The following is a 25240-nucleotide window of genomic DNA, read 5'->3' as shown; positions in this document are numbered from 1 at the left end:
GAAACTACGGATCGCGCCTGAAAAGTCAAGTCCGATTTGATCCGAAAACCGAACGCGCAATGGAAAGAACCACATAGAGGGCGAAAAACATGGCCAAAGCCCAGGCAAAGCCGTCTGTGCCGAGGAAATCCATGGAAATACCCACCGTTTGCGGCCCTGCAATCGTGCCCACCGCGTAGCAGAAAATGAAAGCTGCATTGGCGGCAACCAAGTCTGAACCGACGAGTCGCGAGCCCAGATGCGTCAGTCCAACCGTATACATGCCGGACACGCAGCCACCCCAGAGCAGCAGCAGCGATGACAGCAGCACCCAGCTATCCACCAGCAAGGGCAGTGCAAGCGTGCCGATGACGCCCGTCAGCGCCATGAGGCCCAGAAGGATGCGCCGGTCCTTGATCCGGTCTGACAGCATTCCGATGGGGATCTGAAATGCCATGTTGCCGATGGCCATGACCGTCAGCAGCAATGCGGCCTGCGATTCGGTGAAGCCTTCGCGCGTTGCATAGATGGGGAAAAGAGACAGCCCGCCAGCCTGCACGGAGCCGTAGACGAAGGCTGCGGCTGAAGCCATTGGCACGAGCCAGATATAGCGCACGAAATGGTGGTTGGGCTTCTCGTCGAGATCAGGGCTTTCGTGCCGTGCCAGAAAGATGGGTATGGCCGCCAGCAGGATGATTGCCGAGCCAATCAGGAAGGGGGTGATCCCCTCGCTGCCGATGGCCGAAAACAGAAGCGGACCACCCGCAAATCCCACGGCCATGCCTGTCGCATACATGCCCAGCACCAGGCCCCGACGCTTGGGTGGTGCTGCCGCATTGATCCAGAATTCCGACAGGATGAACAGCATGGTCGTGGCGCCATGGAAGACGATTCTCAAGGGAAACCACATCCAGATGGCTTCGGCGAAATAAAAGCCGAGCGCGCTGATCGCGGATATGACGACGGCTGTCATCATCGTGCGCGCGACCCCGAATTCATGTGCCAGACGGCTGGTGATAGGCGCGGCAATCATGGCTGCCACACCCGCCATGGCGGTGTTGAGGCCGATCATGCTAGATGAGATGCCACGCTTCTCAAGAATGATGCTAAGCAGCGGCAGGCCAAGCCCGATGGCTATACCGACGGCGCTGATTGCGGAGATGGCGGCGATGAGCGAGGGCCAGTGAATATCGTCGGCGTCGCAATTCGGATGGGGCATGGAGACCTTTATAAAAAGCCACGAATGAAACTGCCACGACGCTCAAAATATTGTCGCACCGGGCTTTCGAGTTGTATGGAGGGATCACCTATCATGAACTTTGTGACATCTTCGAGAACCATGCGTGTAATGGGTGCCATGTTCACACCGGATGCGGTCTCGATGTCAAGCCATGCAAGGTCTTCCAGCTCTTCCGAGGCCATCGCATCAGCCGGGTTTATGCCGGCCTCGTCGGTAAAGCAGCAGAAGAAACGGGTATCGAACCGCCGCACCCTGCCGGGCGGCGTGATCGCGCGGGCGACGAACCGCAGGGAGGCCAGATCAGGCCGGTCCTGTTCCTGCCCATCCTTGCGAAACCGCAGGCCGGTTTCCTCCTGCAGCTCCCTCAGCGCAGCCAGAGCAAGCGCGCGTGCGCCCGTTTCGCTCAGCGGACGCGATGTTGCCCGCAAAAGATTGCTCATTACGGTCGGATGCAGATCCGCACCATAGGGCAGGGTGCGGTCTGAAGGGTCTCGCCTGCCGCCGGGAAAAACATAGACATCGGGCATGAAGACATGCGCACTCGACCGTTTTCCCATCAGCACACGAAGGTCGGAGGTCGAACGGTCGAAGATCAGGATCGATGCGGCGTCCTTCGGACGCAGGTAAGGGGATTTTCCCGCAGGACTATCAGATGACACTTGTGTTCTGCCAGTTCAGTGGGACGATCCGTCGATCTGCTTTTTCTCAGGCTCATTCCCGAAGCCGTGCATTCTCAAGGCCCATTGCAGGCCGATGACACCGCCTTTGATCGGCTGGATCGTCAAGAGTGCAACCAGGATCGTAATCGGCACCCATATGGCAAAATGGACCCACATCGGCACGATAAACACGGTGTCGGTCATCATGAAGCCGCCCACGGCAACGTGGCCGAGGATCATGATGGAGATGTATGGCGGAAGATCGTCGGAACGCTGGTGGTGCATGTCTTCGCCACAGGCAGCGCAGGCGTCCACCGGCTTCAGCCAGGCACGGAAAAGGCGACCACTGCCGCAGGCCGGACAGCGGCTGAGAATGCCGCGCATGATCGAGCGGCCGAGCGGACGTTCTTCCGGTTTTCCACCATACTGCACTGTCTCTGTCGTCGTCATGGGTTTGTCCTTAAATGCCTTTTGGCAGTTATCTGCGTCTTCGCGGCGGTCTTGTCCCTGGCGTCGGCCCGCTGCGCCGTGTGGTCTTGTGGAAGGAGCGCGTCGCCGTCGGCATCTTCTTGCCGTCGCTCAAAATCTCGAACCTCAACGCCCCGGCCAGCGGAACGGCCTCTGCCAGACGTACCTTCACCGTGTCACCGAGCTGGTAACCAAGTCCGGTCTTTTCACCTGTCAGGGCCTGATGGGCCTCGTCATAGATGTAATAGTCCGTCCCCAGGGTAGATATAGGGACGAATCCGTCAGCACCAAACTGTGGCAGCGCGACAAAAAGTCCCGCCTTGGTGACACCGCCTACGCGACCTTCGAATTCCTCGCCCACGCGCTGCGAGAGGTGGTGGGCAATCAGACGGTTGACGGTATCGCGTTCGGCTGCCATGGCGCGCCGCTCGAAGGTGGAGATTTCCGCTGCGATATTGTCAAGCGTGGCCTCTTCCTGGGGCGTGATGCCGCCTTCGCCGAAGCCGAGCGAACCGACCAGTGCACGGTGCACGATGAGGTCGGCGTAACGGCGGATCGGCGAGGTGAAATGCGCGTATTTCATCAGGTTCAACCCGAAGTGGCCGATATTCTCAGGGCTGTAGATGGCCTGGCTCTGGGAGCGAAGGACCATCTCGTTGACCATGATCTGATGCGGCGTATCCAGAGCACGCGCCAGAATCCCGTTGAAGGAATTGGCGCGAACCTGCCCACCCTTGGCCAGCGAAAAGCCGATCGTGTTCAGAAATTCGCGCAACACTTCCTGTTTGGCGATCGTCGGCGCATCATGGACGCGGTAGACCAGCCGCTGCTTTTTCACTTCCAGCGTTTCGGCAGCGCAGACATTGGCCTGAATCATCATCTCTTCGATCAGCTTGTGGGCGTCGAGACGATCGGGAATATGCACGCGGTCCACCGTGCCATCGGCCTTGAGGATGATCTTGCGTTCCGGCATGTCCAGCTCAAGCGGCTGGCGACGGTCGCGACCGATCTTCATCACTTCGTAGGCGTGCCACAGCGGCTTCAGGATAGGCTCCAGCATAGGGCCGGTCTTGTCGTCGGGATTGCCGTCGATGGCGGCCTGCGCCTGCTGGTAGGAGAGCTTTGCCGCGCTCTTCATCATGATGCGGTGGAAGGTGTGGCTGGCCTTGCGGCCTTCCTTGGAAAACACCATCCGCACGGCAAGCGCGGGGCGGTCGACGCCTTCCTTCAGCGAACAGAGATCGTTGGAAATCCGCTCCGGCAGCATCGGTACGACGCGGTCAGGGAAATAGACCGAATTGCCGCGCTTCATTGCCTCGCGGTCCAGCGCAGAGCCGGAACGCACATACCAGGATACATCGGCAATGGCGACGGTGACGATAACGCCATCCGGATTATCAGGCGAGGGGTCCAGCTCTGCATAGACGGCGTCGTCATGGTCCTTGGCATCCGCCGGATCGATGGTGATGAGCGGCAGCTTGCGCCAGTCTTCACGGTGCGACATCGTCGCGGGCTTGGCCTCATCGGCTGCCGCCAGAACGTCCTGCGGGAAGATGTGCGGAATGCCATGGGCGTGAATGGCAATCATCGAGATTGCCTTTTCAGACGCCACGGAGCCGACGACAGAGAGGACCTTGGCGCGCGGCAGGCCATAGCGGCCGCTGTTGCGGGAGGTTTCGACCTCGACCAGATCGCCGTCCTTGGCATCGCCCACGCCATCGGGATCGATGACCATTTCATCGCCGCGACGCTCGATCGGCATCAGGCGTCCACCACCACCGGGTGTTTCCTTGAAGACGCCCAAGGACGCGCCCTGTCGGCGATCGATCAGCTTGATGATGCGAGCGGTATAGGGCGGTCCGGCAACTTCCTTGGATGGGAAGATCTTGGCCAGCACACGGTCGCCAATGCCGCCGACCGGCGTCTTGCCCTTGTGACGATCTGCCGAAGACTGTCGGATCGAGACCGCAGGCGCCGCGCCCTGATCTTCCGGCCACTCGGCTGGCCGTCCAATCAGGCCGCCATCCTTGTCGCGTGTGGTGATATCAAGCACGGTAACCGGCGGAAGACCGCCCGGTCGCATCAGCGACTTGCGGCTCTTGTGCAGCATACCGTCGGTTTCCAGCTCTTTCAGCAGAGCCTTCAGCACGATGCGGGCCTCACCCTTCAGCCCGAAAGCCTTGGCAATTTCCCGCTTGGAAGCCTGATCGGGATGCTCGGCAATGAATTTCAGCAGCACGTCGCGGGGAGGAACCTCGCCGTGAATGATGCCTTGAGATTCCAGAACTTTTTTCCCGCGTCCGGTTCGGCCGAAGCCATCTCCCGCAGAACCGGGTGTTTTACGCGGTGCTTTGCTCAAGATTCTGCTTTCTTTGCTTTTGGTGCCGCCTTGGGTTTGGCAGCTGTTTTCGGCTTTGCAGCCGTTTTGCTCTTTGCGGCTGCCTTCGGCTTGGCCTTGGTCTTCGTTTCGCCATCGGCGGCATCCGCCTTGGCGGCCTTTTTCGGTGCTGCCGCCTTCTTGGCCTTCACAGGCTTGCCATTGGCGCCCGTTCCGGTCTTGGCAATGCGTTCGGCAATCAGCACAAGCGCCTCTTCAAGCGTCACCGTGTCGGGTGCCTGCGCCTTTGGAATGGTGGCGTTGACCTTGCCCCAGTTGACGTAAGGGCCGTATTTGCCGTCGCGAACCGTAATCGCACCGCCGTCCGGATGGTCACCCAGTTCCTTCAGCGCCGCCGGCGTGGAAGAGCGCCCACGGCCCGGCGCTGCCTTCTTTTCGGCAATCACGGTCACGGCGCGGTTAAGCCCGATGGAGAACACGTCCTCGATGCTTTCCAGGTTGGCATAGCCACCGTCATGCATCAGGAACGGTCCGTAGCGACCAAGGCCAGCGGAAATCATCTTGCCCGTTTCGGGGTGCTTGCCGATATCGCGCGGCAGGTTGATGAGTGCCAGTGCCTTTTCGTGGTCGATATCCTCGGGCTTCCAGCCCTTCGGCAGCGAGGAGCGCTTGGCTTCCTTGCCTTCGCCGCGCTGGATATAGGGTCCGAAACGGCCGGAACGCAAGGTCAGCTCTTCGCCCGTGTGGGGGTCTGCACCCAGCGCCTTGGGTTCGTTGATCGCAGCGGCTTCAGCCTCTGCGCCATCCGAATTCAGCTGCCGCGTATAGTTGCATTCTGGGTAGTTGGAGCAGCCGACGAAGGCGCCGTATTTGCCAAGCTTCAGCGAAAGGTTGCCGGTGCCACAAACCTGACAGATGCGCGGATCGGAACCGTCTTCGCGCTTGGGGAAGACCAGCGGCGCCAGAACTTCGTTCAGTGCATCCAGTACGTTGGTAACGCGCAGTTCCTTGGTGTCTTCGATCTGGGCGAAGAAATCCTTCCAGAAGTCGCGAAGGACCTGCTTCCAGTCCAGCTCGCCAGCCGAGATGCGGTCGAGCTTTTCTTCGAGGTCGGCGGTGAAGTCGTATTCCACATATTTCGTGAAGAAGCTTTCGAGGAAAGCAGTCACCAGCCGTCCGCGTGAATGCGGCACGAGCTTGCGCTTGTCGACAATGATATATTCGCGGTCACTCAGCGTCTTCAGCGTTGCTGCATAGGTGGAAGGACGGCCAATGCCGAGCTCTTCCATCTTCTTGATCAGCGATGCTTCGGAATAGCGCGGTGGCGGCTCGGTGAAGTGCTGGCTGGCGTTGATCTTCTGCTTGGCAAGATCGTCATTTGCGTTGATCTGCGGCAGACGTCCGCCATCTTCGCTGTCGTCGCTCTGCTCGCCATCTTCCTTCTGATCGGTATAGGCGGCGATGAAGCCATCGAAGCGAATGACAGAGCCGACAGCGCGAAGCCCTGCCTTCTCTCCCTTGTTCTCAGCCAGGATTTCGACAGTGGTCCGCTCGATTTCGGCAGATGCCATCTGGCTGGCGATGCCGCGCTTCCAGACCAGCTCGTACAAGCGCAACTGGTCGGCATCGAGATACTTTTTTACCTGATCGGGCGTGCGGCTGAAATCGGTTGGGCGAATGGCTTCGTGCGCTTCCTGCGCGTTCTTGGCCTTGGTCGAATAGAACCGCGCCTTTTCAGGCACATATCTGTCGCCAAACTGGTCGCCAATGGCGCGACGGGCGGCCTCTATGGCCTCAGGTGCCATCTGCACGCCGTCGGTACGCATATAGGTAATGAGACCCACGGTCTCGCCGCCGATGTCGATCCCTTCGTAAAGCTTCTGTGCCACCTGCATGGTGCGCGACGCCGAAAAGCCCATGCGGGATGAGGCCGCCTGCTGCAGCGTGGAGGTGGTGAAGGGAGGGCCGGGGTTGCGCTTGACTGGCTTTGCCTCAACCGTATCGACGCTGTAGGTCGCGCCTTCCAGCAGGGTCTTGAGGCGGTTTGCGTCGTCTCCGGTCTTGATCGCGCGGGCCTGAAGGCGCTTGCCATCGGCAGACACGAGTCTCGCTTCGAAGTCATCGCCGCGCGGCGTCTTCAACAGCGCCGAGATGTTCCAGTATTCCTCGGAAACGAAACGTTCGATTTCCGATTCCCGATCGCAGACCAGCCGCAGCGATACGGACTGCACGCGACCGGCAGAGCGGGAGCCGGGCAGCTTGCGCCAGAGAACCGGGGAAAGATTGAAGCCGACGAGATAGTCCAGCGCCCGGCGTGCGAGATAGGCATCCACCAGGGGAATGTCGATGTCACGCGGATCGGCCATTGCATCCAGAACGGCCTTCTTGGTGATGGCGTTGAACACGACGCGCTTTACCGGCTTGTCGCCCAGCACCTTCTTCTTTTTCAAGAGGTCGAGAACATGCCAGGAAATCGCTTCACCTTCGCGATCAGGGTCGGTTGCGAGAAACAGGCCGTCGGAGGCTTTTACGGCGTCGGCAATTTCCTTCATGCGCTTCTGCGAGGCCGGATCGACTTCCCAGGACATTGCAAAGTCCTCGTCGGGCAGCACGGACCCGTCTTTCGCGGGCAGATCGCGAACGTGGCCGAACGATGCAAGCACCTTGTAGCCTGGGCCAAGATACTTGTTGATCGTCTTGGCTTTTGCCGGTGATTCTACGACGACGACATTCATATTTTCTTCTTTCGGAACTTGCCCGTTAAACATGCCCTGCGATTTTCGATCTGCGAAAGGGCGCCCTTTATTTCGACATGGACAGGTAATGCGTTTGGGTCAAGAGGCAAGTGGCGTTTTTCTGCCATAACATCCAGATGCAACCTATCGGGGACGAAATTCTCATTTGCAATTATAGATAAACAAGCTATGGTTGCCCCATTGAAGTGATACGCCTTTTTGAGTGTCGCCATTATTCAGGTTTAATTGAGGTTACCATTGTCGTGAGTGCACAAGACAGCAACCAGAGCAAGGATCTACAGACATCTGAAAGTCTCGCCTATATCAGGCAAATTCTCGCTGAGCTGCGCTTTGTTGCGGAGCGCGAGGGTGCGGAGATGTTATGTTACCTGATAGAAATGGCCTATATTGAGGCCACGGATATCCAGACAGGTCGGCGCAAACTCTCAGCCGGCCATAATAAGCGAAACTCGCCCCGAGGAATGCCGATTTAGTCGGCCCGCGATATCGAGCTCCAGCAGCACGAGATAGACAGTTGCTGCTGGAAGTCCGGTGTGGCGAATAATGTCGTCCGTTTCCACGGGCGAGGGCCCAAGGGCGGAAGCAATGATGCTGCGATCGTCGTCACCCGGTGGCGATATCTCGACATCGTCGCGGCCTTCCTTGGCAATGTGCTGAATGGGCAGGGTCGGCTCCATCATTGGTCGCAGGGCATCGAGAATATCCCTGGCTTCCGTTACCAGCATGGCGCCGTCCTTGATCAGCCGGTTGGTGCCGTGGCAACGCGCGTCCAGCGGAGATCCGGGAACAGCAAAGACCAGCCGTCCGAATTCGCCGGCCAGACGTGCCGTGATCAAAGAGCCGGAGCGATCCGCCGCTTCAACAATGAGAACGCCCATGGATACGCCCGCGATCAACCGGTTTCGACGGGGAAAATCGCGTGCGCGCGGCTCCCAGCCGAAGGGCATTTCGCTGATGGTTGCGCCGCCATTGGCGTAGATATCGTCCAGCAGCCGCAGGTTTTCAGGCGGGTAGGGCTTGTCCAGCCCGCCGGCGAGCATGGCAACCGTGCCGGTGGAGAGGCTGGCGGCGTGGGCTGCCGCATCTATGCCTCTGGCAAGGCCCGAAGCTATGGTGTACCCGGCCTGACCGCACTGCCGCGCCAGCATGGCGGCAAATTTTGCGCCGTTGATGGAAGCGTTGCGTGAGCCGACAATTCCAAGGGAAGGGCGGATCGCGGGTGACGCCGAGCCCTTCATGGAGATGATCGGCGGCGCACCGTCGATTTCACGCAGAGCAGGCGGATAATCGGGCTCACCAATCCCGACAAAGCGGGCGCCGAATTTTGCCGCGGCTTCGATTTCACGTTCGGCTTCGGCAGGAGAGGCGACGCGCGGGCTGCGGGCAGAGCCGCCACGCCTGGAGAGATCCGGCAATGCATCCAGCGCCTTTTCCGCGCTGCCGAAGTGGTTGATGAGTTCACGGAAGGTGACAGGACCGATGTTGTCGCTGCGGATCAGCCGCAACCATGCCACGCGCTGCCTGTCCGTCAGCGGGATGCCGCGTCTTGTCTCGCCTTCTGTCCCCATGTCTCGTCCCCCGAACCGGACGAGACGCCCCCGTCTCAGCCCTTCTTGCCGATCTTGCTTTCCGTTCCCGCAAGCAGGCGCTTGATGTTTTCCCGGTGCATGTACCAGGAAATGATGCTGAGCAGCGTCACCGCCAGCGCCGTCTTGTGCGGGCCTAATAGCCACATTGCAACCGGGATGACAAGCATTGCAACCAATGCGGACAGGGAGGAATATTTCGTAATAAAGGCGGTTGCCAGCCAGACTGCCGCGAAAGCCAGCATCATGATGGGCGCAATCCCCAAGAGGACACCGATATAGACCGCAACGCCCTTGCCGCCCTTAAAGCCAAGCCACACTGGAAAGAGATGACCGAGGAAGGCAAAGAAACCTGCAACCAGTGAGGCCTCGTAACCCCAAAGGGCGTTTGCGAGGAGAACGGCAGCTGTGCCCTTGAGCGCATCCAGCAGCAATGTTGCGGCGGCCAGCTTCTTGTTGCCGGTGCGCAGCACATTTGTCGCGCCGATGTTGCCCGAGCCGATCTTGCGGACGTCACCCAGTCCTGCGGCGCGGGTAAGGATCAGCCCGAAGGGAATGGAGCCGAGCAGGTATCCCACCAGAGCCGCGAGCGCGAGCAGGGCCGGCGCAGTCTCCCAAACAGTCAATTCGGTCATGGAAAGGTCCCCTCAATCCAGTCTATTTGGTCTTATTGTGCGGAATGCACCAGCTTGCCCGCAACATAGGTTGCAACGGCGCGGCCGGTAAAGCGAGCATCTTCAAATGGTGTGTTCTTGGACCTGGAAACCAGGTTCTTTTCGGAAACCAGCCACGGCTCATCAAGATCGATCAGCGTGATATCCGCCTTCGCGCCCACCTTCAGCGTTCCCGCGTCCAGCCCGAAAATCTGGGCAGGGCGGGTGGAGAGCGCATCGATTAGGCGCATTAGCGGCACCTGATCGCTGTGATACAACCGAAGGGCCGCTGCAAGCATGGTTTCCAGACCAATCGCACCGCTTGCCGCATCCGAAAACGGCAGGCGCTTGGTGTCCACGTCCTGCGGGTCGTGCGATGAGACGATGATATCGATCGTGCCGTTCTTCAGAGCATCCACCATCGCCATGCGATCGTCTTCCGAGCGCAGCGGTGGAGAGAGCTTGAAGAAGGTGCGATATTCGCCGATATCGTTCTCGTTCAGCGTCAGATGGTTGATGGAAATGCCGCAGGTGGCTTTTACGCCGCGCGATTTTGCGTGGGCAATTGCCTCGGCCGATTCCCGCACGGAAATCTTGGCGGCGTGGTAGTTGGCGCGGGTCAGCGCGGCGATGCGCAAATCCCGCTCCAGCGGAATGATTTCGGCTTCGCGGGGAATGCCTGAAAGCCCGAGCCAGCTTGCAAACAGGCCCTCATTCATATCGCCATGGCCGATATAGGGGTCACGGGTCTCAAGCGAAATCACCACGCCCAGTTCCCGGGCATAGGTCATCGCGCGGCGCAGCACGGCTGTGTCAGGCATGGCCTTGCGGCCATTGGTGAAGGCAACAGCCCCGGCTTCGCGCAACATGCCGAATTCGGTCATTTCCTCGCCGCGCAGACCCTTTGTCAGTGCCGCTGCCGGATAGATATTCACCAGCGCCTTGTCGCGTGCGGTCTTTTTCACGAATTCCACCAGCGCGATATCATCGATGACAGGATCGGTATCCGGCATCACGATCATGCTGGTCACGCCACCCGCTGCCGCAGCGCGTGAAGCGGATTCGATGGTTTCGCGGTGTTCCGCACCGGGCTCACCCACAAAGACGCGGGCATCCACCAGACCGGGTGCTGCAACCACGCCGCGTCCGTCGCGCACTACAGCGCCTTCGGGCGCACCCTGATTCTGCGCATCCTTGCCAGCCGCCAGGATAGTGCCGTCAGCGCCGATGATGATCGTGCCGACCTCATCCAGATTGCGGGAAGGATCGATGATGCGGACATTCTTGAGAACGGTACTCATGCGCGCTCTCCCTGATTTTGCGAAAGAAGAAGGGTTTCCATAACGGCCATGCGCACGGCCACACCCATTTCCACCTGGCTTTCAATCACGCTCTGCGGGCCATCGGCCACTTCGGAGGCAATTTCGACGCCGCGGTTCATCGGGCCGGGGTGCATCACCAGCGCGTCTTCCTTGGCGGCTTTCAGCTTTTCGGCATCCAGCCCGTAATAATGAAAATATTCGCGCACCGAAGGCACGAAGGAGCCGGACATGCGCTCACGCTGCAGGCGCAGCATCATCACGACATCAGCGCCTTTGAGACCTTCCTTCATGTCGTGATAGACTTCCACGCTCATCTGGCCGATGCCTGATGGCAGAAGCGTCGGTGGTGCCACCACACGCACCCGCGCACCCATCTGGTTCAGGAGAATGATGTTGGAGCGGGCAACGCGCGAATGCAAAACATCGCCGCAGATTGCCACCGTCATGCCCGACAGCGTGCCCTTGGCGCGGCGGATGGTGAGAGCGTCGAGAAGCGCCTGTGTCGGGTGTTCGTGCTGGCCATCACCGGCATTGACCACCGAGCACGCCACCTTTTGCGCAAGAAGGGCGGCGGCACCAGCCGAGGAGTGGCGAACCACCAGCACGTCCGGGCGCATGGCGTTCAGCGTCATGGCCGTATCGATCAGCGTTTCGCCTTTCTTGACGGATGAATTGCCGACCGACATGTTCATCACGTCAGCGCCCAGCCGCTTGCCCGCCAGTTCGAAGGATGATTGCGTGCGCGTCGATGCTTCGAAGAACAGGTTGATCTGGGTCAGACCACGCAGGGTCGTCGTCTTCTTCTCGCGCTGACGGCTTATTTTCACCGCCTCATCGGCCTTGTCGAGAAGAGTGGTGATATCCTGATGGGAAAGCCCCTTGATGCCAAGCAGGTGGCGGTGGGGATAATAGACCATGGAATATGTCCTCCGGGTCGCAATAGAGCATCTGGCAATGCTGCTCGCTTTAGTCACCGGGTCTATAAAGACAGGTGGCTTTGTCGGCAAGCATGGGATAAGCCGTGCCAGACCTAATACATGCAATAAAATGCGAATCCCGATATAGCCACGCGATGACGAATATGAACCGGAACGAAGAACAGCTTGCCGATTTGAACCAGCCCAGCCTCTGGTCCGGCATCAATGCCTACCGCTCAGACCCGTTGATCGTGGATTTGACCTCCAGTCTTTCGCGCCCGTTGCGTGATGAGTTCGATCAGATCGGACGCTATGTCACCTCTTCCGAGGCGCAGGAACTGGCGCGTATGGCCAATGTCAGCACGCCGAAGCTGCACACCCATGGGCCGCGCGGCGAACGGCTGGATCAGGTGGAGTTTCACCCGGCCTGGCACGCACTGATGCGCCGTTCCATGTCATCGGGTCTGCACAGCAGCGCCTGGGAAAATACGCCAGAAACGCGCGGCAACGAGCACAAGGCGCGCGCTACCAAGTTCTATCTCACCTCGCAGCTTGAGGCGGGCCATCTGTGTCCGCTGACCATGACCCATGCGTCGGTCGCTGCGATGATGGCTTCGCCACGGGTGCAGAAGGAATGGGCGCCGAAGATCCTCTCGCGCAAATATGATTCGTCGCAAAAGCCCGCCATGCAGAAGACCGCCGTTACCATCGGCATGGGCATGACGGAAAAGCAGGGCGGCACGGATGTGCGCGCAAACCGCACCACGGCGGAACGCGTGGGCGAGGGCATTTATCGCCTCTCAGGCCACAAATGGTTCCTGTCTGCGCCGATGAGCGATGGCTTCGTCATGCTGGCCCAGATGGGCGAAGGCATGGGTTGCTTCCTCGTTCCGCGTTTTCTGGAAGATGGCTCTGCCAACGGCCTGCATTTCCAGCGCCTGAAAGACAAGCTCGGCAACCGCTCCAATGCCTCTGCCGAAGTCGAATTCTCCGACGCATTCGGCTATCTCCTGGGGGATCCCGGTGCCGGTATCCGCACCATCCTCGACATGGTGACGTTGACGCGGCTGGATTGCGCGCTGGCTTCGTCCGGCATGATGCGCGCTTCCTTGGCGGAAGCTGTACACTTTGCCCGTGGCCGCAACGTCTTCGGCAAACCGCTGGTCAGCCAGCCGGTGATGACGCGCGTTCTGGGCGATATGGCGCTGGATGTCGCCGCATCGACCGCGCTCTCGTTCCGCCTTGCGGCTGCATTCGACGCTGCTCGCAACAATCCGGCGGAAGCGGCCTATGCACGGGTCATGACACCCATCGTCAAATACTGGTGCTGCAAGATTGCGCCGGCACTGATCTATGAAGCCATGGAAAGCCTTGGCGGCAACGGATATGTCGAAGACCGCCCGATTGCGCGCCATTACCGCGAAGCCCCTGTCAACGCCATCTGGGAGGGCTCCGGCAACGTCATGGCGCTGGATGTGCTGCGCGTGCTTCAGCGCGGCAAGGATCTGTTCGATCTGGTTTTCGAAACGCTGGAACGTGATCTCGGTCCATCCGGCAAAAAGACCACCGAAGTGCTGCGCGCGGCAATCGCATTGTGCGAACGCGATGAAGGGGCTGCCCGTCTGCTTGTCGAACAGTTCGCTCTCGCCGCCGCCGCCGCCGAACTCTGCCGCATCGGTGCGGGCCGCATCGCAGACGCCTTTCTCGAAACCCGCCTGGCAGGCGGCTGGCGCCACACCTATGGTATGCTCGATAGCCGCTTCGACCCGACCTACATCATAGACTTGCTGTATCCGCCTGTGGCGTAACACGGGCGTATCAAAAAAACAGTCTAGCTAGTTTATTCGCCAGGGTGGAGACGGGTTTTCTTGTCGCTGCGTTCGTTGAGCCGAACGGCGATCCAGCCCGCTGTTACGATACTTACCGGCAAGGCAACGTAAAAGAAGATTTCCATACCAGTCATCATCTCAGCCCTCCAAGGGTGCGTCTCGCCAATAAATGTAGTGCAACTGCCGCAAAAAGCCAAATCACTGTTCCGACTGCTGCACCGACGGACAGTGTCGCAGCCCCGGAGGTGGGATTGGCAATACTTGCCGCAGGAGCGATAAGCCCAGCTACAACGCAGGCGGTCGATGTTCTATCGAGAGAGTTTGCAAGCAGCTTTGTGCGTTCATTGTGGATAACAGACATTTATTGAAATCATGTTTCGCCAGAAAGTTGAAACGATACTCTGACAGTGCCGATTTAGGAAGAGTTGCAGGCTTCATCCACAGCTACCTTCGCGTCATCGCGGTGCCGCGCATTGCTCGGAAATTAACCCTTTGCTAACTCCTTTGGTCACGTCACCACTTGGAGAATCGCCTGATATGCTGGCCATCGATGGCAATGTTGCCCTGACTGCGTCATCGACGCCGGAAAAGCGCGTCAAGGATCGCGCCGCCACCGAAAAGGCCATCTTCGCAGCCGCCAAAAGCCTGTTGGCGGAAGAGGGGTTTCAGGGCTTCGGCATCAATGCCGTGGCGCGCAGGGCCGGGTGCGACAAGCAACTGATCTATCGCTATTTCGGCGGTCTGGAGGGTCTGGTCGCAGCCATCGGCGCGGATCTCGGTTCGTGGGTCAAGGAGCGCATTCCCGAGGATACGGGCGGCATGTTTCTGCTCACCTACGGCGATCTGATGGAGCGTCTCGCGATCTATTACATCGAGGCGCTGCGCAGCGATCCGCTGGTGTGCAAGATCATTGCGTGGGAAGTGTCGGAGAACACGCCGCAGGTCAAGCAACTGGCCGATGCCAGGGCAAAGGCGCTTGCCAAATGGCTGGATCGAATGCGCGGATCGCTACAAGCCCCGAAAAACGTCGATACCGCCGCCGTCAATGCCGTCATCTTTGCCGCCATCCAGCACCTTGTCATAGCGGGAGCCACCAACGGCCAGTTTGCCGGCGTTGCGCTGAAAAACGAGAAGGATTGGGACAAGATTGGAACGGCGGTGAAGCGAATCGTGCGCGGCGTTTACGGCTGATCAATTAATATTAGAAAATACGAATATTAAGGGAGCCAACCGGCACCCCGTGGCGTTCTGCGCCTTACACAATGACTTTTCCACAGCCTTCGGGCATTCGTTAACCATAACAGCAAGTTCCGTTTGCCCAGGATGACGGCCGGGATCATTGTGTTAAGAGATTGTTAACCATGCGTCCGTGGACGTGTGAAAAGGAACCGCCGTGACCCGCTGGATATCCTTGATCGTCATGATGACGTTCTTCGCAATGCTGCCGTTGGACATTGATGCGCCAACGGTCAATCTGTGCCTCATGGCCTGCCTGCGCTGGGCTGTTCTGGCTGCCGTTCCCGCTGCCGGCTTTCAACGGGAGCAGGTCGCATGAAGTGGTTTCTCATCCTCTGGGCAGGCCCGATTGTTCTTCTCGGCAGCTGGTACAGCCTTTCCTACAATGACATGAGCTTCGGCATTTTCATGCTCACCCGGCAGGCGCATGACCTCGTTTTCCAGATTTACGGAAACGTGCTTGGCATTCCGCCAGAGACTATCCCGCCGCTGGTTGCCCGTGCCATTGTGGTGGATAGCCTCATCGTGTTCGCACTCATCGGCTTTCGCAAGCGCAAGTCGCTTGTCGCCTGGTGGCGCGGCAATCAGTCTTCGAAGACATCAGGTACTCTGCCAAGTGCGGAAAGCCTGTCCAGGGCTCCCTGAAGAATGAAGCTGGCGGCGGCGGAATCGATCCGCTCTGCGCGCTTGGCACGAGACACATCCATTTCCAGAAGCGCGCGTTCGGCGGCAACAGTCGAAAGCCGCTCGTCCCAGTAGACGAACGGCAGCTCGGTCTTTTCGCTCATGGCGCGCACGAAGGCGCGTGTTGCCTGCACGCGCGGCCCGGAGGAGCCGTCCATATTCATGGGCAGACCGATGATGAAGGCCGCTACTTTTTCCTTCTGGGCAAATTCCAGCAGAACCTGCGCATCCTGCGTGAATTTTATACGCTTGATGACGGGGCGAGGGGTCGCGAAGCGTCTCGATAGATCGGACATGGCAAGGCCGATCGTCTTGGTGCCGAGGTCCAGCCCTGCAATGGCCTGTCCGGCCTGAAGAAAAGCTGGAAGTTCTTCGATCGTCAGCGTCGCCATGGGTCTCGTCTCAGCGTTTGCGAACAAATTCCGTGCGCAGCACGAGGCCCTTGATGGCATCGTGGCGGCAATCGATTTCTTCGGGATTGTCTGTCAGGCGAATGGATTTTATGACGGTGCCCTGCTTCAGGGTCGTTCCAGCGCCCTTGACCTTCAAGTCCTTGATCAGCGTTACCGAATCGCCGTCCACAAGCAGCGTGCCGCTGGCGTCGCGCACTTCATTTGCCTTTGCGGCCTGGGCTGCAACTTCCGATGCGGGGCGCCATTCACCCGTGGCTTCGTCATACACATATTCGTCGTCATCTGTTGCCACGGTGCTGTGTCCAAATATTTGAGGCTGCCGGTTGTCTGGCCCGTCCTATGTCATAATATATCTTCAATACAAAGGAGAACTTCATGAAACTTACCTGGCTTGGCCATTCCGCGTTTCGGCTTGAAACCGGCAAGGCAAAAATCCTCATCGACCCGTTTTTCACCGGAAATCCCGGCTTTGCCGGTCAGGATGCCAAGGACGCCGCCAGCGGCATTACCCATATTCTTCTAACCCATGGTCACGGCGACCATGTGGGCGATACCATCCAGCTGGCAAAAGACACTGGCGCAACAGTTCTGGCCAATGCCGATCTCGCGGCATGGCTCGGCTCCAAGGGCGTTTCGAAGCTGGAAATGGGCAATACCGGCGGCACAGTCACCTTTGATGGCTTTTCGGCCACCTTCACCAACGCACTTCATTCCTCCGCCCAGATTACCGAAGACGGCGTTTCCCACGCGCTTGGTAATGCCAATGGCCTGATGCTGCATTTCGAGGATGGCCCGACCGTTTTCCATATGGGCGATACGGATATCTTCTCGGACATGGCTCTCATCAATGAGCTGCACGAGCCCGATATCGGCCTTGTGCCCGTTGGTGATCGCTTCACCATGGGCGGCGCTGTTGCGGCACTGGCCTGCCAGCGTTTCTTCAAGTTCCGCAATGTCATCCCGTGTCACTATGGCTCGTTCCCGATCATCGAACAGACGCCGGAAAAATTCGTGAATGGAATGGAAGGCTCTGAAACGCGCGTCGATACGCCGAGCGTAGGGCAGACACTGTCGTTCTGACATTCTACCGTTGCGAAGAACGGACATGGTGATTATAGCGGGTAGGAAAATTCTTGTCCGGAGTCGCACCATGTCCGTTGATCTAGCCACCGTGAAGCGCGTTGCGCATCTTGCCCGTATTGCCGTCAACGAAGAAGAGGCCAACATCATGCTTGGTCAGTTGAATGGCATTCTCGGTTTTGTGGAGCAGCTTTCGGAAGTGAATGTCGATGGCGTGGAGCCGATGACGTCAGTCACGCCAGTGGCAATGAAGAAGCGCACCGACGAGGTGAATGACGGCAACAAGGCCGATACCATCGTTGCCAATGCTCCCTCGACAGACCGCAACTTCTTCCTCGTCCCGAAGGTGGTTGAGTAAGCCTTATCGAAGGTTTCTCCCGCCCGTCCGATCTTAAAATATTTCGAAAGCCGTGCCGATATGACCGACCTGACCAGCCTGACCATTGCCGAAGCGCGCGATAAGCTTGATGCCAAGGAATTTACGTCTGTTGAACTGACGAATGCCTATCTGTCTGCCATCGATTCCGCCAATGAAAAGCTGAATGCCTATGTGGCAACCACGCCTGAAAAGGCGCGCGACATGGCCAGGGCCTCCGATGAAAGACGTGCGGGTGGAACAGCGGGCGCTCTGGAAGGCATTCCCCTCGGCGTCAAGGATCTTTTCGCGGTTCGCGATATCCATACCCAGGCTTGCTCGCATGTTCTTGACGGCTTCAAGCCCACCTATGAATCGACCGTAACCCAGAACCTGTGGGATGCGGGCGCGGTCATGCTCGGCAAGCTCAACATGGACGAATTCGCCATGGGCTCGTCCAATGAAAGCTCCTATTACGGCCCGGTCGTCAATCCGTGGCGCGCCAATGGTTCGGACAAGGGTCTCGTGCCCGGCGGCTCCTCCGGCGGGTCGGCTGCTGCGGTTGCAGCGCATCTTTGCGCCGGTGCCACCGCTACCGATACCGGCGGTTCCATCCGTCAGCCCGCGGCCTTTACAGGCACGGTCGGTATCAAGCCAACCTATGGCCGCTGCTCGCGTTGGGGCATTGTCGCCTTTGCTTCCTCGCTCGATCAGGCTGGTCCAATTGCGCGTGACGTGCGCGATGCCGCTATTCTCCTGAAGTCCATGGCAAGCGTCGACGCCAAGGACACGACATCCGTCGATATGCCCGTGCCCGATTACGAACAGGCTATCGGCCAGTCCCTGAAGGGCCTCAAGATCGGTATTCCCAGGGAGTACCGCGTCGACAACATGCCGGAAGAAATCGAAAAACTTTGGCAGCAGGGCATTGCATGGCTGAAGGATGCTGGTGCCGAGATTGTCGATATCTCGCTGCCGCACACGAAATACGCTCTGCCAGCCTATTACATCGTTGCGCCCGCCGAGGCCTCGTCCAACCTGGCCCGCTACGATGGCGTTCGCTACGGCCTTCGCGTCGACGGCAAGGACATTGCCGACATGTACGAGCAGACCCGGGCCGCCGGCTTCGGCTCGGAAGTCAAGCGCCGTATCATGGTCGGCACCTATGTTCTCTCGGCCGGTTATTATGACGCCTATTATCTCAGAGCGCAGAAGGTCCGCACGCTGATCAAGCGCGACTTCGAGAATGTTTTCCACGAAGGCGTCGATGCCGTCCTGGCCCCGATCACGCCATCGTCTGCGTTCGAGATTGGCGACAAGGAACTGGCTGCAGATCCGGTCAAGATGTACCTGCAGGACGTCTTCACCATCACCGTCAACATGGCGGGGCTTCCAGGCCTTTCGGTTCCAGCAGGTCTGGACGGCAAGGGCCTGCCGCTTGGCCTCCAGCTCATTGGCAAGCCATTTGAAGAAGAGACCCTCTTCAAGACGGCTCACGCAATCGAGCAGGCAGCGGGCAAGTTCACCCCCGCGAAGTGGTGGTAACCGAAGCTTACATTACCGATTTGAACGAGGGCGATCGCGAAGCGGTCGCCCTTGTGGGTTTTGCGGCCTGGCAATCCAGCGGTGCCTTTAGGGATACCCACCTCGATCCGGCGGTGATCGAGCGCGTGCGCAAGGCGTTTGAGAGTTTCGCCCTTGAAGCCTCAAGCGATGTTGCCATTGTCAAGCTGGACGGCGTGGTCGTTGGTTGGGGTGCCCGCGAAGGTGCGCCCGACTATATCTCCGACATATGGGTGCATCCCCAATGGCAGGGCCGTGGGATCGGGCGACATCTGGTCGAGCACTTCCTCGACCGAATGCGCGGGGCGGATATCCCCATCGCAAAGATCGCGACCCATGCCAGAAACGAGAATGCCATCAAGCTCTATGAGCGATGCGGATTTGAGATCGTCTGGAGTGGCACCAGCTGGTCGGAACACATGCAGATCGAGCTGCCGAAAGTGCGGCTGGAAAAGGTGCTGTAGCGCACCGCCGATTTGCCATTTCCATGTGCTTCTGGCGGTGTTTCTCAGACCTTCAAAAATTATTTTCTGCATTTCATTCACACCCCGCCGGGCCGGCTTAAAATTCACCGGCTTTCTTGAAGCAGCGGATCGCGAGCCGCTTGCGGACAGGAAGTAGACGGGTTCGGTTTTTGGCCGGAGACAGGACGCGTCAAGGCAGGAGTGCGGACACCGGTATGCGAGACCATTCACGGCTCGGATGCAGGCGGAGGCTCTGTAATGAACGAAAGGGACGGGCAAGCCGCGATCATTCACGACGCGGCAGGCTCGTCACCCCAACAGGCACGCGAAGGCTGGTTTGGCGGGGCAGCGAAGGAATGACGGAACTGAAGCCACGCGGATGCGCAGCTACAGACCAAAGACACCAAGAGACCAACCGCCATCCGCGTGTGCTCTCAGATCAACAGCTCTAACACGGGTGGTTTTCTGCCGCGTGAATTCGTTGTTGTGCGCGCATTCTGGCGCGATTTTTGACATCGAAACTTTTGAAAAACCCAGGCGTTGATGGTATATTCGAAACAGTTCACCAAGCGAAGGGAGGCGCGACCGTGAAATCAACGATCATGTTCAAGGACGACCATTTGGTGCGTCCCGAAACCAGCCGAAAACCGCGCCGTGTCGGTGCAAACGACAATCTGCGCAGTCTGGAATTCGAGATCGAGGCGCAGGAGAGAGACTGGCGAGCACTGTGTCTTGTCGCCTCTGTCGTTTGCGGATTTGCCGTCATCATCTTCGCACCTCTGTGGTAAGTCAGCTCGGGCTGAGATTAACACTTGAAAAAGCCGGTTTCGGCCTTTAGCCCGTATGGGGACAAGCGGGCTGAATGGATAAGCTGAAGCATGGTGATGATTGAAGCGGTCGATGCCGTGCCGAGAGCATTTCTCGGTGTGGAGCGGTCGGCGACGGAGCAGAAGTGGATGTCACGGCTTGATCAGGCCGGGCAAAACCGCGCTCTGGCCATGTCACAGGTTCACGGCATACCGGAACTCGTCGCGCGCGTTCTTGCCGGGCGCGGTGTCGGCGTTGATGACGCACTTGCTTTTCTTGATCCCACGATCCGTTCGCTGATGCCCGATCCGCATTCTCTGACGGATTGCGAAAAGGCTGCGGCGCGTATTGCAGCCGCCATCCAGCGTCAGGAGAAGGTCGCGATCTTCGGGGATTACGACGTCGATGGCGCATCGTCTTCGGCGCTGATGTATCGGTTTCTGCACCATTTCGGTCTGGAGCCGACGATCTACATTCCAGATCGCATCTTCGAAGGTTATGGTCCCAACCCCGCCGCCATGCAGCAGCTTGCAGCCAATGGGGCAACGCTCATCATAACCGTGGACTGCGGCTCCACCAGTCGCGAGTCGCTCATCGCTGCGCGCGATGCCGGAACGGATGTTGTCGTGATCGATCATCACCAGGTGGGGACAGAGTTGCCGCCTGCGGTGGCGCTGGTCAATCCCAACCGCGAGGACGATCTGTCCGGGCAGGGGCACCTGTGCGCCGCTGGCGTCGTGTTTCTCGTTCTCGTTGCCACGCTGCGCCTGTTGAAAGACCAGCGGGACAGCCGCGCCTATATGCTCGATCTCCTGTCCTATCTGGATATCGTTGCCCTGGCGACGGTGTGCGACGTGGTGCCGCTCAAGGGCCTCAACCGCGCCTATGTGGTGAAGGGTCTGATCGCCGCGCGCCACATGAAGAATGCGGGGCTTGCCGCTCTGTTCAAGAAGGCGGGTCTGGGCGGACCGGTCACGCCATACCATTTCGGCTTCCTTGTCGGCCCGCGCATCAACGCCGGTGGCCGCATCGGTGATGCCGCACTCGGTAGCCGTCTGCTGACGCTTGATGATGAAGCCCAGGCTGAGGTTATTGCCGAGCAGTTGGATGAGCTGAACCGCGAACGTCAGGCCATGGAAGCCGCCATGCTGGCGGAGGCGGAGGCAGAGGCCCTCTATGAATATGGAGACGGTTCCGGCGCTGGCGTCATCGTCACGGCGCGGGAGAACTGGCATCCGGGCATCGTGGGTTTGCTGGCGTCGCGTCTCAAGGATCGCTTCCGCCGTCCGGCATTCGCCATAGCACTGGATTCGCAGGGCAAGGGCACGGGGTCAGGGCGCTCCATAAACGGTTTCGACATGGGTCGCATGGTGCGCAACGCTGTCGATGCCGGGCTGCTGGTCAAGGGTGGCGGGCACGCCATGGCGGCGGGACTGACGGTAGAACGCGCCAATCTTGGGCGCCTGCGTACATTTTTTGAGGAGGCCGCCCAGAAGACGGTCTCTCAGCTGGTTGAGAACAGTGTTCTGAAGATCGACGGAGCGATTGGTGCCTCAGGTGCGACGCTTGCGCTTGTCGAGCAGATGGAGCAGGCAGGTCCCTACGGCTCCGGCCACTCCCAGCCTATTTTCGCCGTTCCTGCCCATCGTCTGCGTGATGTCCGCATTGTCGGCACGTCGCATGTAAAGATTACTCTTGAAGCTCTGGATGGCTCCCGGCTTGATGGGATCGCCTTCCGTGCAGCCGATGCGCCGCTCGGACAGATGCTGATGTCATCGCGCGGTCGCCAGATCCATGTTGCGGGAACGCTGGGTGCGGAACAATGGCAGGGGCAACGCCGGGTTCAACTGCGCATCCTTGATGCCGCTATCGCGTCGTAAACTGTAACGCTTAGCCCCGCCAACTCATGATGCGTCGGCGTTTACGTTTCACTTTAAGAAACGTCTGTATTGCAATGATTTTATTGGGAGAGTGGTACGCCCTAGGGGAGTCGAACCCCTCTTTTCAGAATGAAAATCTGACGTCCTAACCGATAGACGAAGGGCGCGTACGCTGTGTGGCGCCCTTATAGTCAGGCACCGGATTCTCCGCAAGCGCCTATTTCCACTTTTTTGCATTTCGATGACATTTTTTTAAAAACGGAGCCGCTGGCTGTGGAAAGCCTGGCGTTTGTCTGACGAGAAAAATCGGGGGAAGGGGGAAAGCGTGGGATTTAAGACGGGAATCAGGGGGGTGTCCCAGTGCTCTTAAATCCCACGCTTCGTCGGGGGACGAGCGAATAACGGGACAACGCAGGAATTGTTCCAGAGCGTTTGCAGGAAAATTTCGGAGCAGGCTTTCAGCATTCCAAACAAAAAAGCCGCCCGCCAATATTGCTGGCGAGCGGCTTTCAAATTCTAATGTCACCGAATGGTGCCTAGAGGTCGACGTCGAGGATCGCCATGGAGAAATTGTAGGAGCGGTCACCGTCTTCGTCATCGAGATATACGACGCCGAGGAATTCTTCGCCGATATACACTTCCGCCGAATCGTCCTTGCGCGGACGAGCCTTCACAACCATTTTGTCGCTGAAGGTGCGCTTGAAATAGGCGTCGAGCTTTTTGATTTCTTCGGCTTTCACCACTGTTCTCCTGTGCGGTTCACGTTGCGCCGCTTTTGGCATGGCTTAAAGGCGAAAGTAAAGTCTAGGCGAAAAAACGTCGCTGTGATCCACACCGACGCGAAGCGATTGTCCGCAGGCCTAGATGTCTGCGCCGACGATCTGGTCCATGATGCGGGAAGGCTCCCTGCAGCCAGCCTCACCAACCACCTTGGCCGGTACGCCTGCGACCGTGGCATTGGGCGGTACGGGCTTGAGCACGACGGAGCCTGCGGCAATGCGCGAGCAATGGCCGATCTCGATGTTGCCGAGAATTTTGGCGCCAGCGCCGATGAGAACGCCGCTGCGGATTTTTGGATGGCGATCCGAGCCTTCCTTGCCGGTGCCGCCCAGCGTGACACCATGGAGGATGGAGACGTTGTCGCCGATGACCGCCGTTTCGCCTACCACCAGACCGGTAGCGTGATCAAGGAACATGCCCTTGCCAAGTTGCGCAGCCGGATTGATGTCGGTCTGGAAAACGCTTGAGGACCGGCTTTGCAGGTAAAGCGCAAAATCGCGTCGCCCCTTGTTCCACAGCCAGTGGGCCAGGCGGTGTGTCTGGATGGCGTGGAAACCCTTGAAGTAGAGGACCGGCTCGATAAAGCGGGTGCAGGCGGGGTCGCGGTCGTAGACAGCCTGAATATCGACGCGCAGGATAGCGCCCCATTCCGGCCAATCTTCGAGCATCTCCTCGAAAGTCTGTCGCAACAGGACCGACTGCATGTCGGGATGGTCGAGAAGCTCACAGATACGGTAGATGACGCATTCTTCCAGGGAGTGATGGTTCAGAATGGTCGAGTAGAAGAAAGCGGAGAGGAGGGTATCCTGCGCTGCCGCTGCCCTTGCCTCATTCTGCAAACTTCCCCAGATGGGATCGACAACGGAAAGCTGATCCTGCTGGCGTGCCTCTGTGCGTGCGACCATGACTGGTCTCCCTTGATTGGTGCCGTTCTTTTATACAGAAAAATTCGTCACCTTGAAATGGTGATTTAACAACGCGGTTAAAGACGCGAAAGCATCAGTTTTTCTGAAAGCTTTTTGGAAAATGATTCGCCTGCCAGGCAATTATTCAGCAATACCCCGGTAAAACTCCAGAACCGCCGCCTTGAACACACGATCACCCACGGCCAGCATATGGTCGCGTCCGGGAATATCAATGGCCCTGGCATGTGGCATCAGATCGGCAAGCTCCTGGCCGGAACCGGCAATATCATCCTTCGTGCCGACGGCAATCAATGTCGGGACATCGATTTTTGCCGCCTCTTCGCGGGTGACGAGTACGCGGGACGTTTCGATGCAGGCGGCAAGCGCAATACGGTCGCTCCTGGTCTGGTCGGCAAAGGCGCGGAACATGCGGCCACGTTCATGGGTGACGACATCGAGCGAGGGGGCGCGCAGGGCTTCGGCAATCGGGTCCCAATCGCCCACGCCATCCACCATGCCGATGCCAAGACCACCGAAGACCAGCGACTGAACGCGCTCAGGATGCGCCATGGCGACGAAGGCGGATATGCGCGCGCCCATGGAGTAACCCATGACATGCGCCTGAGGAATGCCGAGATGGTTCAACAGGCCAACCGCATCATCCGCCATGATGGCGGGGTAATAAGCGTCTGGATCATGCGGCTTGTCGCTGTTGCCATGTCCGCGATTATCGATGCCGATGACCCGGTAACCGGCTTCTCCCAAAGTCTTTACCCAGCCGGGATGCACCCAGTTGACGGCTGCGCTGGAGGCAAAGCCGTGAATCAGCAGCACCGGCGCACCGGAAGGGTCGCCCTCATCGAAATAGGAAAGCTGAACGCCATCGCGAAGGAAGTGAGAATAGTGCGGAACATTGAGATTCATCAAGGACATCCTTTTTGGCGCAGCATATGTCAGGAAATCGCAAGGTTGAACAGATTCTGCAATGTTTTCTGTGGAGGTGGCGCGCATTTGGCGCTACATATCCGCAAAAGCAGAGCATGGCTCAATCACGATTTTGCATTTGGAGACGAACATGGCCGGTCATACCATTCCCCACTTCCAGAACGATGGCGGACACAGCGCAATCGAAATCGGGGTCAAGGAATTCATGTGCACGGGCGCGTCCGTTCCTTTCGATCATCCGCATATCTTCATCGATATGGGCGATGACAACGAAAAGGTCTGTTCCTACTGCTCGACATTGTACCGCTACAATCCGTCGCTGAAGGCAACGCAGACAAACCCGCCCGGCTGCGTCTTCCACGTTAAGGCAGCTTAACTCAC

27 protein-coding genes and 1 tRNA gene are annotated in these 25240 nt (G+C 58.7%); 12 read left to right on the top strand and 16 right to left on the bottom strand.

What is annotated here, in order from left to right:
• Window positions 1-25: 25 nt before the first annotated feature.
• From QRN85_RS13445 to topA, 5 genes are read right to left on the bottom strand one after another with little or no spacing between them, the layout of a single operon-like run.
• On the bottom strand, window positions 26-1198 hold the full coding sequence (locus QRN85_RS13445; RefSeq protein ID WP_284758512.1) for an MFS transporter: 1173 nt from the start codon (window positions 1196-1198) through the stop codon (window positions 26-28).
• Window positions 1199-1206: 8 nt separating this feature from the next.
• The gene (locus QRN85_RS13440) at window positions 1207-1878 is read right to left on the bottom strand and encodes an NUDIX hydrolase (protein ID WP_244475512.1); all 672 of its coding nucleotides are present in this window, start codon (window positions 1876-1878) and stop codon (window positions 1207-1209) included.
• Between the two features lie 15 nt (window positions 1879-1893).
• Window positions 1894-2328 (bottom strand): DUF983 domain-containing protein, encoded by a 435-nt coding sequence (locus QRN85_RS13435; RefSeq protein ID WP_062589503.1) that lies wholly within the window; start codon window positions 2326-2328, stop codon window positions 1894-1896.
• 28 nt (window positions 2329-2356) lie between these two features.
• Window positions 2357-4705: a ribonuclease R gene (rnr, locus tag QRN85_RS13430; protein WP_284758510.1), complete on the bottom strand. Its 2349-nt coding sequence runs from the start codon at window positions 4703-4705 to the stop codon at window positions 2357-2359.
• Window positions 4702-7419, bottom strand: a complete 2718-nt coding sequence (topA, locus tag QRN85_RS13425) for a type I DNA topoisomerase (protein WP_284758508.1) — start codon at window positions 7417-7419, stop codon at window positions 4702-4704. Before topA ends, rnr begins: the two co-directional genes overlap by 4 nt.
• Window positions 7420-7682: 263 nt before the next feature.
• Between topA and QRN85_RS13420 the strand changes: the two genes are divergently transcribed.
• A complete protein-coding gene (locus QRN85_RS13420; protein WP_082469771.1) occupies window positions 7683-7913 on the top strand; it encodes a hypothetical protein in 231 nt (76 codons plus the stop codon).
• On the opposite strand, the gene dprA is transcribed toward QRN85_RS13420, so the two are convergent.
• Genes dprA through QRN85_RS13400 form a run of 4 tightly spaced genes read right to left on the bottom strand, consistent with a single transcriptional unit; the run spans window position 7866 to window position 11918 of the window.
• Window positions 7866-9008: a DNA-processing protein DprA gene (gene dprA, locus QRN85_RS13415; protein ID WP_062589506.1), complete on the bottom strand. Its 1143-nt coding sequence runs from the start codon at window positions 9006-9008 to the stop codon at window positions 7866-7868. The two genes, QRN85_RS13420 and dprA, sit on opposite strands and share 48 nt — an antisense overlap.
• Before the next feature lie 35 nt (window positions 9009-9043).
• A complete protein-coding gene (plsY, locus tag QRN85_RS13410; protein WP_062589508.1) occupies window positions 9044-9661 on the bottom strand; it encodes a glycerol-3-phosphate 1-O-acyltransferase PlsY in 618 nt (205 codons plus the stop codon).
• Window positions 9662-9693: 32 nt separating this feature from the next.
• A complete protein-coding gene (locus tag QRN85_RS13405) occupies window positions 9694-10980 on the bottom strand; it encodes a dihydroorotase (RefSeq protein ID WP_284758506.1) in 1287 nt (428 codons plus the stop codon).
• The gene (locus tag QRN85_RS13400; protein WP_284758504.1) at window positions 10977-11918 is read right to left on the bottom strand and encodes an aspartate carbamoyltransferase catalytic subunit; all 942 of its coding nucleotides are present in this window, start codon (window positions 11916-11918) and stop codon (window positions 10977-10979) included. Before QRN85_RS13400 ends, QRN85_RS13405 begins: the two co-directional genes overlap by 4 nt.
• Before the next feature lie 155 nt (window positions 11919-12073).
• Here QRN85_RS13400 and QRN85_RS13395 point away from each other — a divergent pair, with 155 nt between their 5' ends.
• Complete coding sequence (locus QRN85_RS13395; protein WP_062589511.1) at window positions 12074-13726, top strand: acyl-CoA dehydrogenase family protein; 1653 nt, start codon at window positions 12074-12076, stop codon at window positions 13724-13726.
• 32 nt (window positions 13727-13758) lie between these two features.
• Here the strand turns inward: QRN85_RS13395 and QRN85_RS13390 are convergent, their stop codons facing one another.
• Entirely contained in the window at window positions 13759-13884 is a 126-nt protein-coding gene (locus QRN85_RS13390) for a hypothetical protein (RefSeq protein WP_284758501.1), read from the bottom strand.
• Between the two features lie 400 nt (window positions 13885-14284).
• Here QRN85_RS13390 and QRN85_RS13385 point away from each other — a divergent pair, with 400 nt between their 5' ends.
• The 3 genes from QRN85_RS13385 (at window position 14285) to QRN85_RS13375 (ending at window position 15628) form a co-directional block, all read left to right on the top strand.
• Entirely contained in the window at window positions 14285-14938 is a 654-nt protein-coding gene (locus tag QRN85_RS13385) for a TetR/AcrR family transcriptional regulator (RefSeq protein WP_112963643.1), read from the top strand.
• 202 nt (window positions 14939-15140) lie between these two features.
• The gene (locus QRN85_RS13380) at window positions 15141-15302 is read left to right on the top strand and encodes a hypothetical protein (protein WP_162726695.1); all 162 of its coding nucleotides are present in this window, start codon (window positions 15141-15143) and stop codon (window positions 15300-15302) included.
• Window positions 15299-15628, top strand: a complete 330-nt coding sequence (locus QRN85_RS13375; RefSeq protein WP_062589515.1) for a DUF6105 family protein — start codon at window positions 15299-15301, stop codon at window positions 15626-15628. Before QRN85_RS13380 ends, QRN85_RS13375 begins: the two co-directional genes overlap by 4 nt.
• Here QRN85_RS13375 and ruvX read toward each other — a convergent pair.
• Together ruvX and QRN85_RS13365 are read right to left on the bottom strand one after the other, a co-directional pair.
• Entirely contained in the window at window positions 15568-16059 is a 492-nt protein-coding gene (gene ruvX / locus QRN85_RS13370) for a Holliday junction resolvase RuvX (protein ID WP_284758498.1), read from the bottom strand. The two genes, QRN85_RS13375 and ruvX, sit on opposite strands and share 61 nt — an antisense overlap.
• Before the next feature lie 10 nt (window positions 16060-16069).
• Window positions 16070-16372: an alkylphosphonate utilization protein gene (locus QRN85_RS13365; protein WP_062589517.1), complete on the bottom strand. Its 303-nt coding sequence runs from the start codon at window positions 16370-16372 to the stop codon at window positions 16070-16072.
• Between the two features lie 83 nt (window positions 16373-16455).
• On the opposite strand from QRN85_RS13365, the gene QRN85_RS13360 reads away from it, so the two are divergent.
• The 6 genes from QRN85_RS13360 (at window position 16456) to recJ (ending at window position 22229) form a co-directional block, all read left to right on the top strand.
• Window positions 16456-17160, top strand: a complete 705-nt coding sequence (locus QRN85_RS13360; RefSeq protein WP_062589518.1) for a metal-dependent hydrolase — start codon at window positions 16456-16458, stop codon at window positions 17158-17160.
• 70 nt (window positions 17161-17230) lie between these two features.
• On the top strand, window positions 17231-17518 hold the full coding sequence (gene gatC / locus QRN85_RS13355) for an Asp-tRNA(Asn)/Glu-tRNA(Gln) amidotransferase subunit GatC (RefSeq protein WP_062589519.1): 288 nt from the start codon (window positions 17231-17233) through the stop codon (window positions 17516-17518).
• A 60-nt stretch (window positions 17519-17578) separates the two neighbouring features.
• On the top strand, window positions 17579-19060 hold the full coding sequence (gatA, locus tag QRN85_RS13350; protein ID WP_284758496.1) for an Asp-tRNA(Asn)/Glu-tRNA(Gln) amidotransferase subunit GatA: 1482 nt from the start codon (window positions 17579-17581) through the stop codon (window positions 19058-19060).
• Window positions 19054-19542 carry a GNAT family N-acetyltransferase gene (locus QRN85_RS13345; RefSeq protein WP_350225070.1) on the top strand — a complete coding sequence of 163 codons (489 nt, stop codon included), beginning with the start codon at window positions 19054-19056 and terminating at the stop codon, window positions 19540-19542. The genes gatA and QRN85_RS13345 overlap by 7 nt, the downstream gene beginning before the upstream one ends.
• 587 nt (window positions 19543-20129) lie before the next feature.
• Window positions 20130-20330 (top strand): hypothetical protein, encoded by a 201-nt coding sequence (locus QRN85_RS13340; protein ID WP_156462106.1) that lies wholly within the window; start codon window positions 20130-20132, stop codon window positions 20328-20330.
• Window positions 20331-20426: 96 nt separating this feature from the next.
• Window positions 20427-22229, top strand: coding sequence for a single-stranded-DNA-specific exonuclease RecJ (recJ, locus tag QRN85_RS13335; protein WP_284758877.1), 1803 nt, complete (start codon window positions 20427-20429; stop codon window positions 22227-22229).
• Window positions 22230-22321: 92 nt separating this feature from the next.
• On the opposite strand, the gene QRN85_RS13330 is transcribed toward recJ, so the two are convergent.
• The 4 genes from QRN85_RS13330 to QRN85_RS13315 all read right to left on the bottom strand — a co-directional run bounded on the left by QRN85_RS13330 (window position 22322) and on the right by QRN85_RS13315 (window position 24838).
• A tRNA-Glu gene (locus QRN85_RS13330) sits at window positions 22322-22396 on the bottom strand.
• A 369-nt stretch (window positions 22397-22765) separates the two neighbouring features.
• Window positions 22766-22969 carry a DUF3126 family protein gene (locus QRN85_RS13325; RefSeq protein ID WP_062589522.1) on the bottom strand — a complete coding sequence of 68 codons (204 nt, stop codon included), beginning with the start codon at window positions 22967-22969 and terminating at the stop codon, window positions 22766-22768.
• 120 nt (window positions 22970-23089) lie between these two features.
• On the bottom strand, window positions 23090-23914 hold the full coding sequence (cysE, locus tag QRN85_RS13320) for a serine O-acetyltransferase (protein ID WP_062589523.1): 825 nt from the start codon (window positions 23912-23914) through the stop codon (window positions 23090-23092).
• A gap of 141 nt (window positions 23915-24055) precedes the next feature.
• The gene (locus QRN85_RS13315) at window positions 24056-24838 is read right to left on the bottom strand and encodes an alpha/beta fold hydrolase (RefSeq protein WP_284758489.1); all 783 of its coding nucleotides are present in this window, start codon (window positions 24836-24838) and stop codon (window positions 24056-24058) included.
• 151 nt (window positions 24839-24989) lie between these two features.
• Between QRN85_RS13315 and QRN85_RS13310 the strand changes: the two genes are divergently transcribed.
• Entirely contained in the window at window positions 24990-25235 is a 246-nt protein-coding gene (locus QRN85_RS13310; protein ID WP_062589881.1) for a zinc-finger domain-containing protein, read from the top strand.
• The last annotated feature ends 5 nt before the right edge of the window (window positions 25236-25240 follow it).

It is taken from the genome of Agrobacterium sp. fls2-241-TYG-188a (assembly GCF_030209845.1).
The sequence above is the reverse complement of the archived record's forward strand: the minus strand, read 5'-3'. Positions and strand labels throughout refer to the sequence as shown.

Bases quoted from the DNA above. Each gene is read 5' to 3' on its own strand.
- QRN85_RS13315 (WP_284758489.1), bottom strand. From the start codon at position 24,838: ATGAATCTCAATGTTCCGCACTATTCTCACTTCCTTCGCGATGGCGTT.
- QRN85_RS13385 (WP_112963643.1), top strand. From the start codon at position 14,285: ATGCTGGCCATCGATGGCAATGTTGCCCTGACTGCGTCATCGACGCCG.
- plsY (WP_062589508.1), bottom strand. From the start codon at position 9,661: ATGACCGAATTGACTGTTTGGGAGACTGCGCCGGCCCTGCTCGCGCTC.
- cysE (WP_062589523.1), bottom strand. From the start codon at position 23,914: ATGGTCGCACGCACAGAGGCACGCCAGCAGGATCAGCTTTCCGTTGTC.
- QRN85_RS13435 (WP_062589503.1), bottom strand. From the start codon at position 2,328: ATGACGACGACAGAGACAGTGCAGTATGGTGGAAAACCGGAAGAACGT.
- QRN85_RS13405 (WP_284758506.1), bottom strand. From the start codon at position 10,980: ATGAGTACCGTTCTCAAGAATGTCCGCATCATCGATCCTTCCCGCAAT.
- QRN85_RS13395 (WP_062589511.1), top strand. From the start codon at position 12,074: ATGACGAATATGAACCGGAACGAAGAACAGCTTGCCGATTTGAACCAG.
- QRN85_RS13310 (WP_062589881.1), top strand. From the start codon at position 24,990: ATGGCCGGTCATACCATTCCCCACTTCCAGAACGATGGCGGACACAGC.
- gatA (WP_284758496.1), top strand. From the start codon at position 17,579: ATGACCGACCTGACCAGCCTGACCATTGCCGAAGCGCGCGATAAGCTT.
- QRN85_RS13375 (WP_062589515.1), top strand. From the start codon at position 15,299: ATGAAGTGGTTTCTCATCCTCTGGGCAGGCCCGATTGTTCTTCTCGGC.
- QRN85_RS13390 (WP_284758501.1), bottom strand. From the start codon at position 13,884: ATGATGACTGGTATGGAAATCTTCTTTTACGTTGCCTTGCCGGTAAGT.
- ruvX (WP_284758498.1), bottom strand. From the start codon at position 16,059: ATGGCGACGCTGACGATCGAAGAACTTCCAGCTTTTCTTCAGGCCGGA.
- topA (WP_284758508.1), bottom strand. From the start codon at position 7,419: ATGAATGTCGTCGTCGTAGAATCACCGGCAAAAGCCAAGACGATCAAC.
- QRN85_RS13445 (WP_284758512.1), bottom strand. From the start codon at position 1,198: ATGCCCCATCCGAATTGCGACGCCGACGATATTCACTGGCCCTCGCTC.
- QRN85_RS13400 (WP_284758504.1), bottom strand. From the start codon at position 11,918: ATGGTCTATTATCCCCACCGCCACCTGCTTGGCATCAAGGGGCTTTCC.
- dprA (WP_062589506.1), bottom strand. From the start codon at position 9,008: ATGGGGACAGAAGGCGAGACAAGACGCGGCATCCCGCTGACGGACAGG.
- QRN85_RS13360 (WP_062589518.1), top strand. From the start codon at position 16,456: ATGAAACTTACCTGGCTTGGCCATTCCGCGTTTCGGCTTGAAACCGGC.
- gatC (WP_062589519.1), top strand. From the start codon at position 17,231: ATGTCCGTTGATCTAGCCACCGTGAAGCGCGTTGCGCATCTTGCCCGT.
- recJ (WP_284758877.1), top strand. From the start codon at position 20,427: ATGATTGAAGCGGTCGATGCCGTGCCGAGAGCATTTCTCGGTGTGGAG.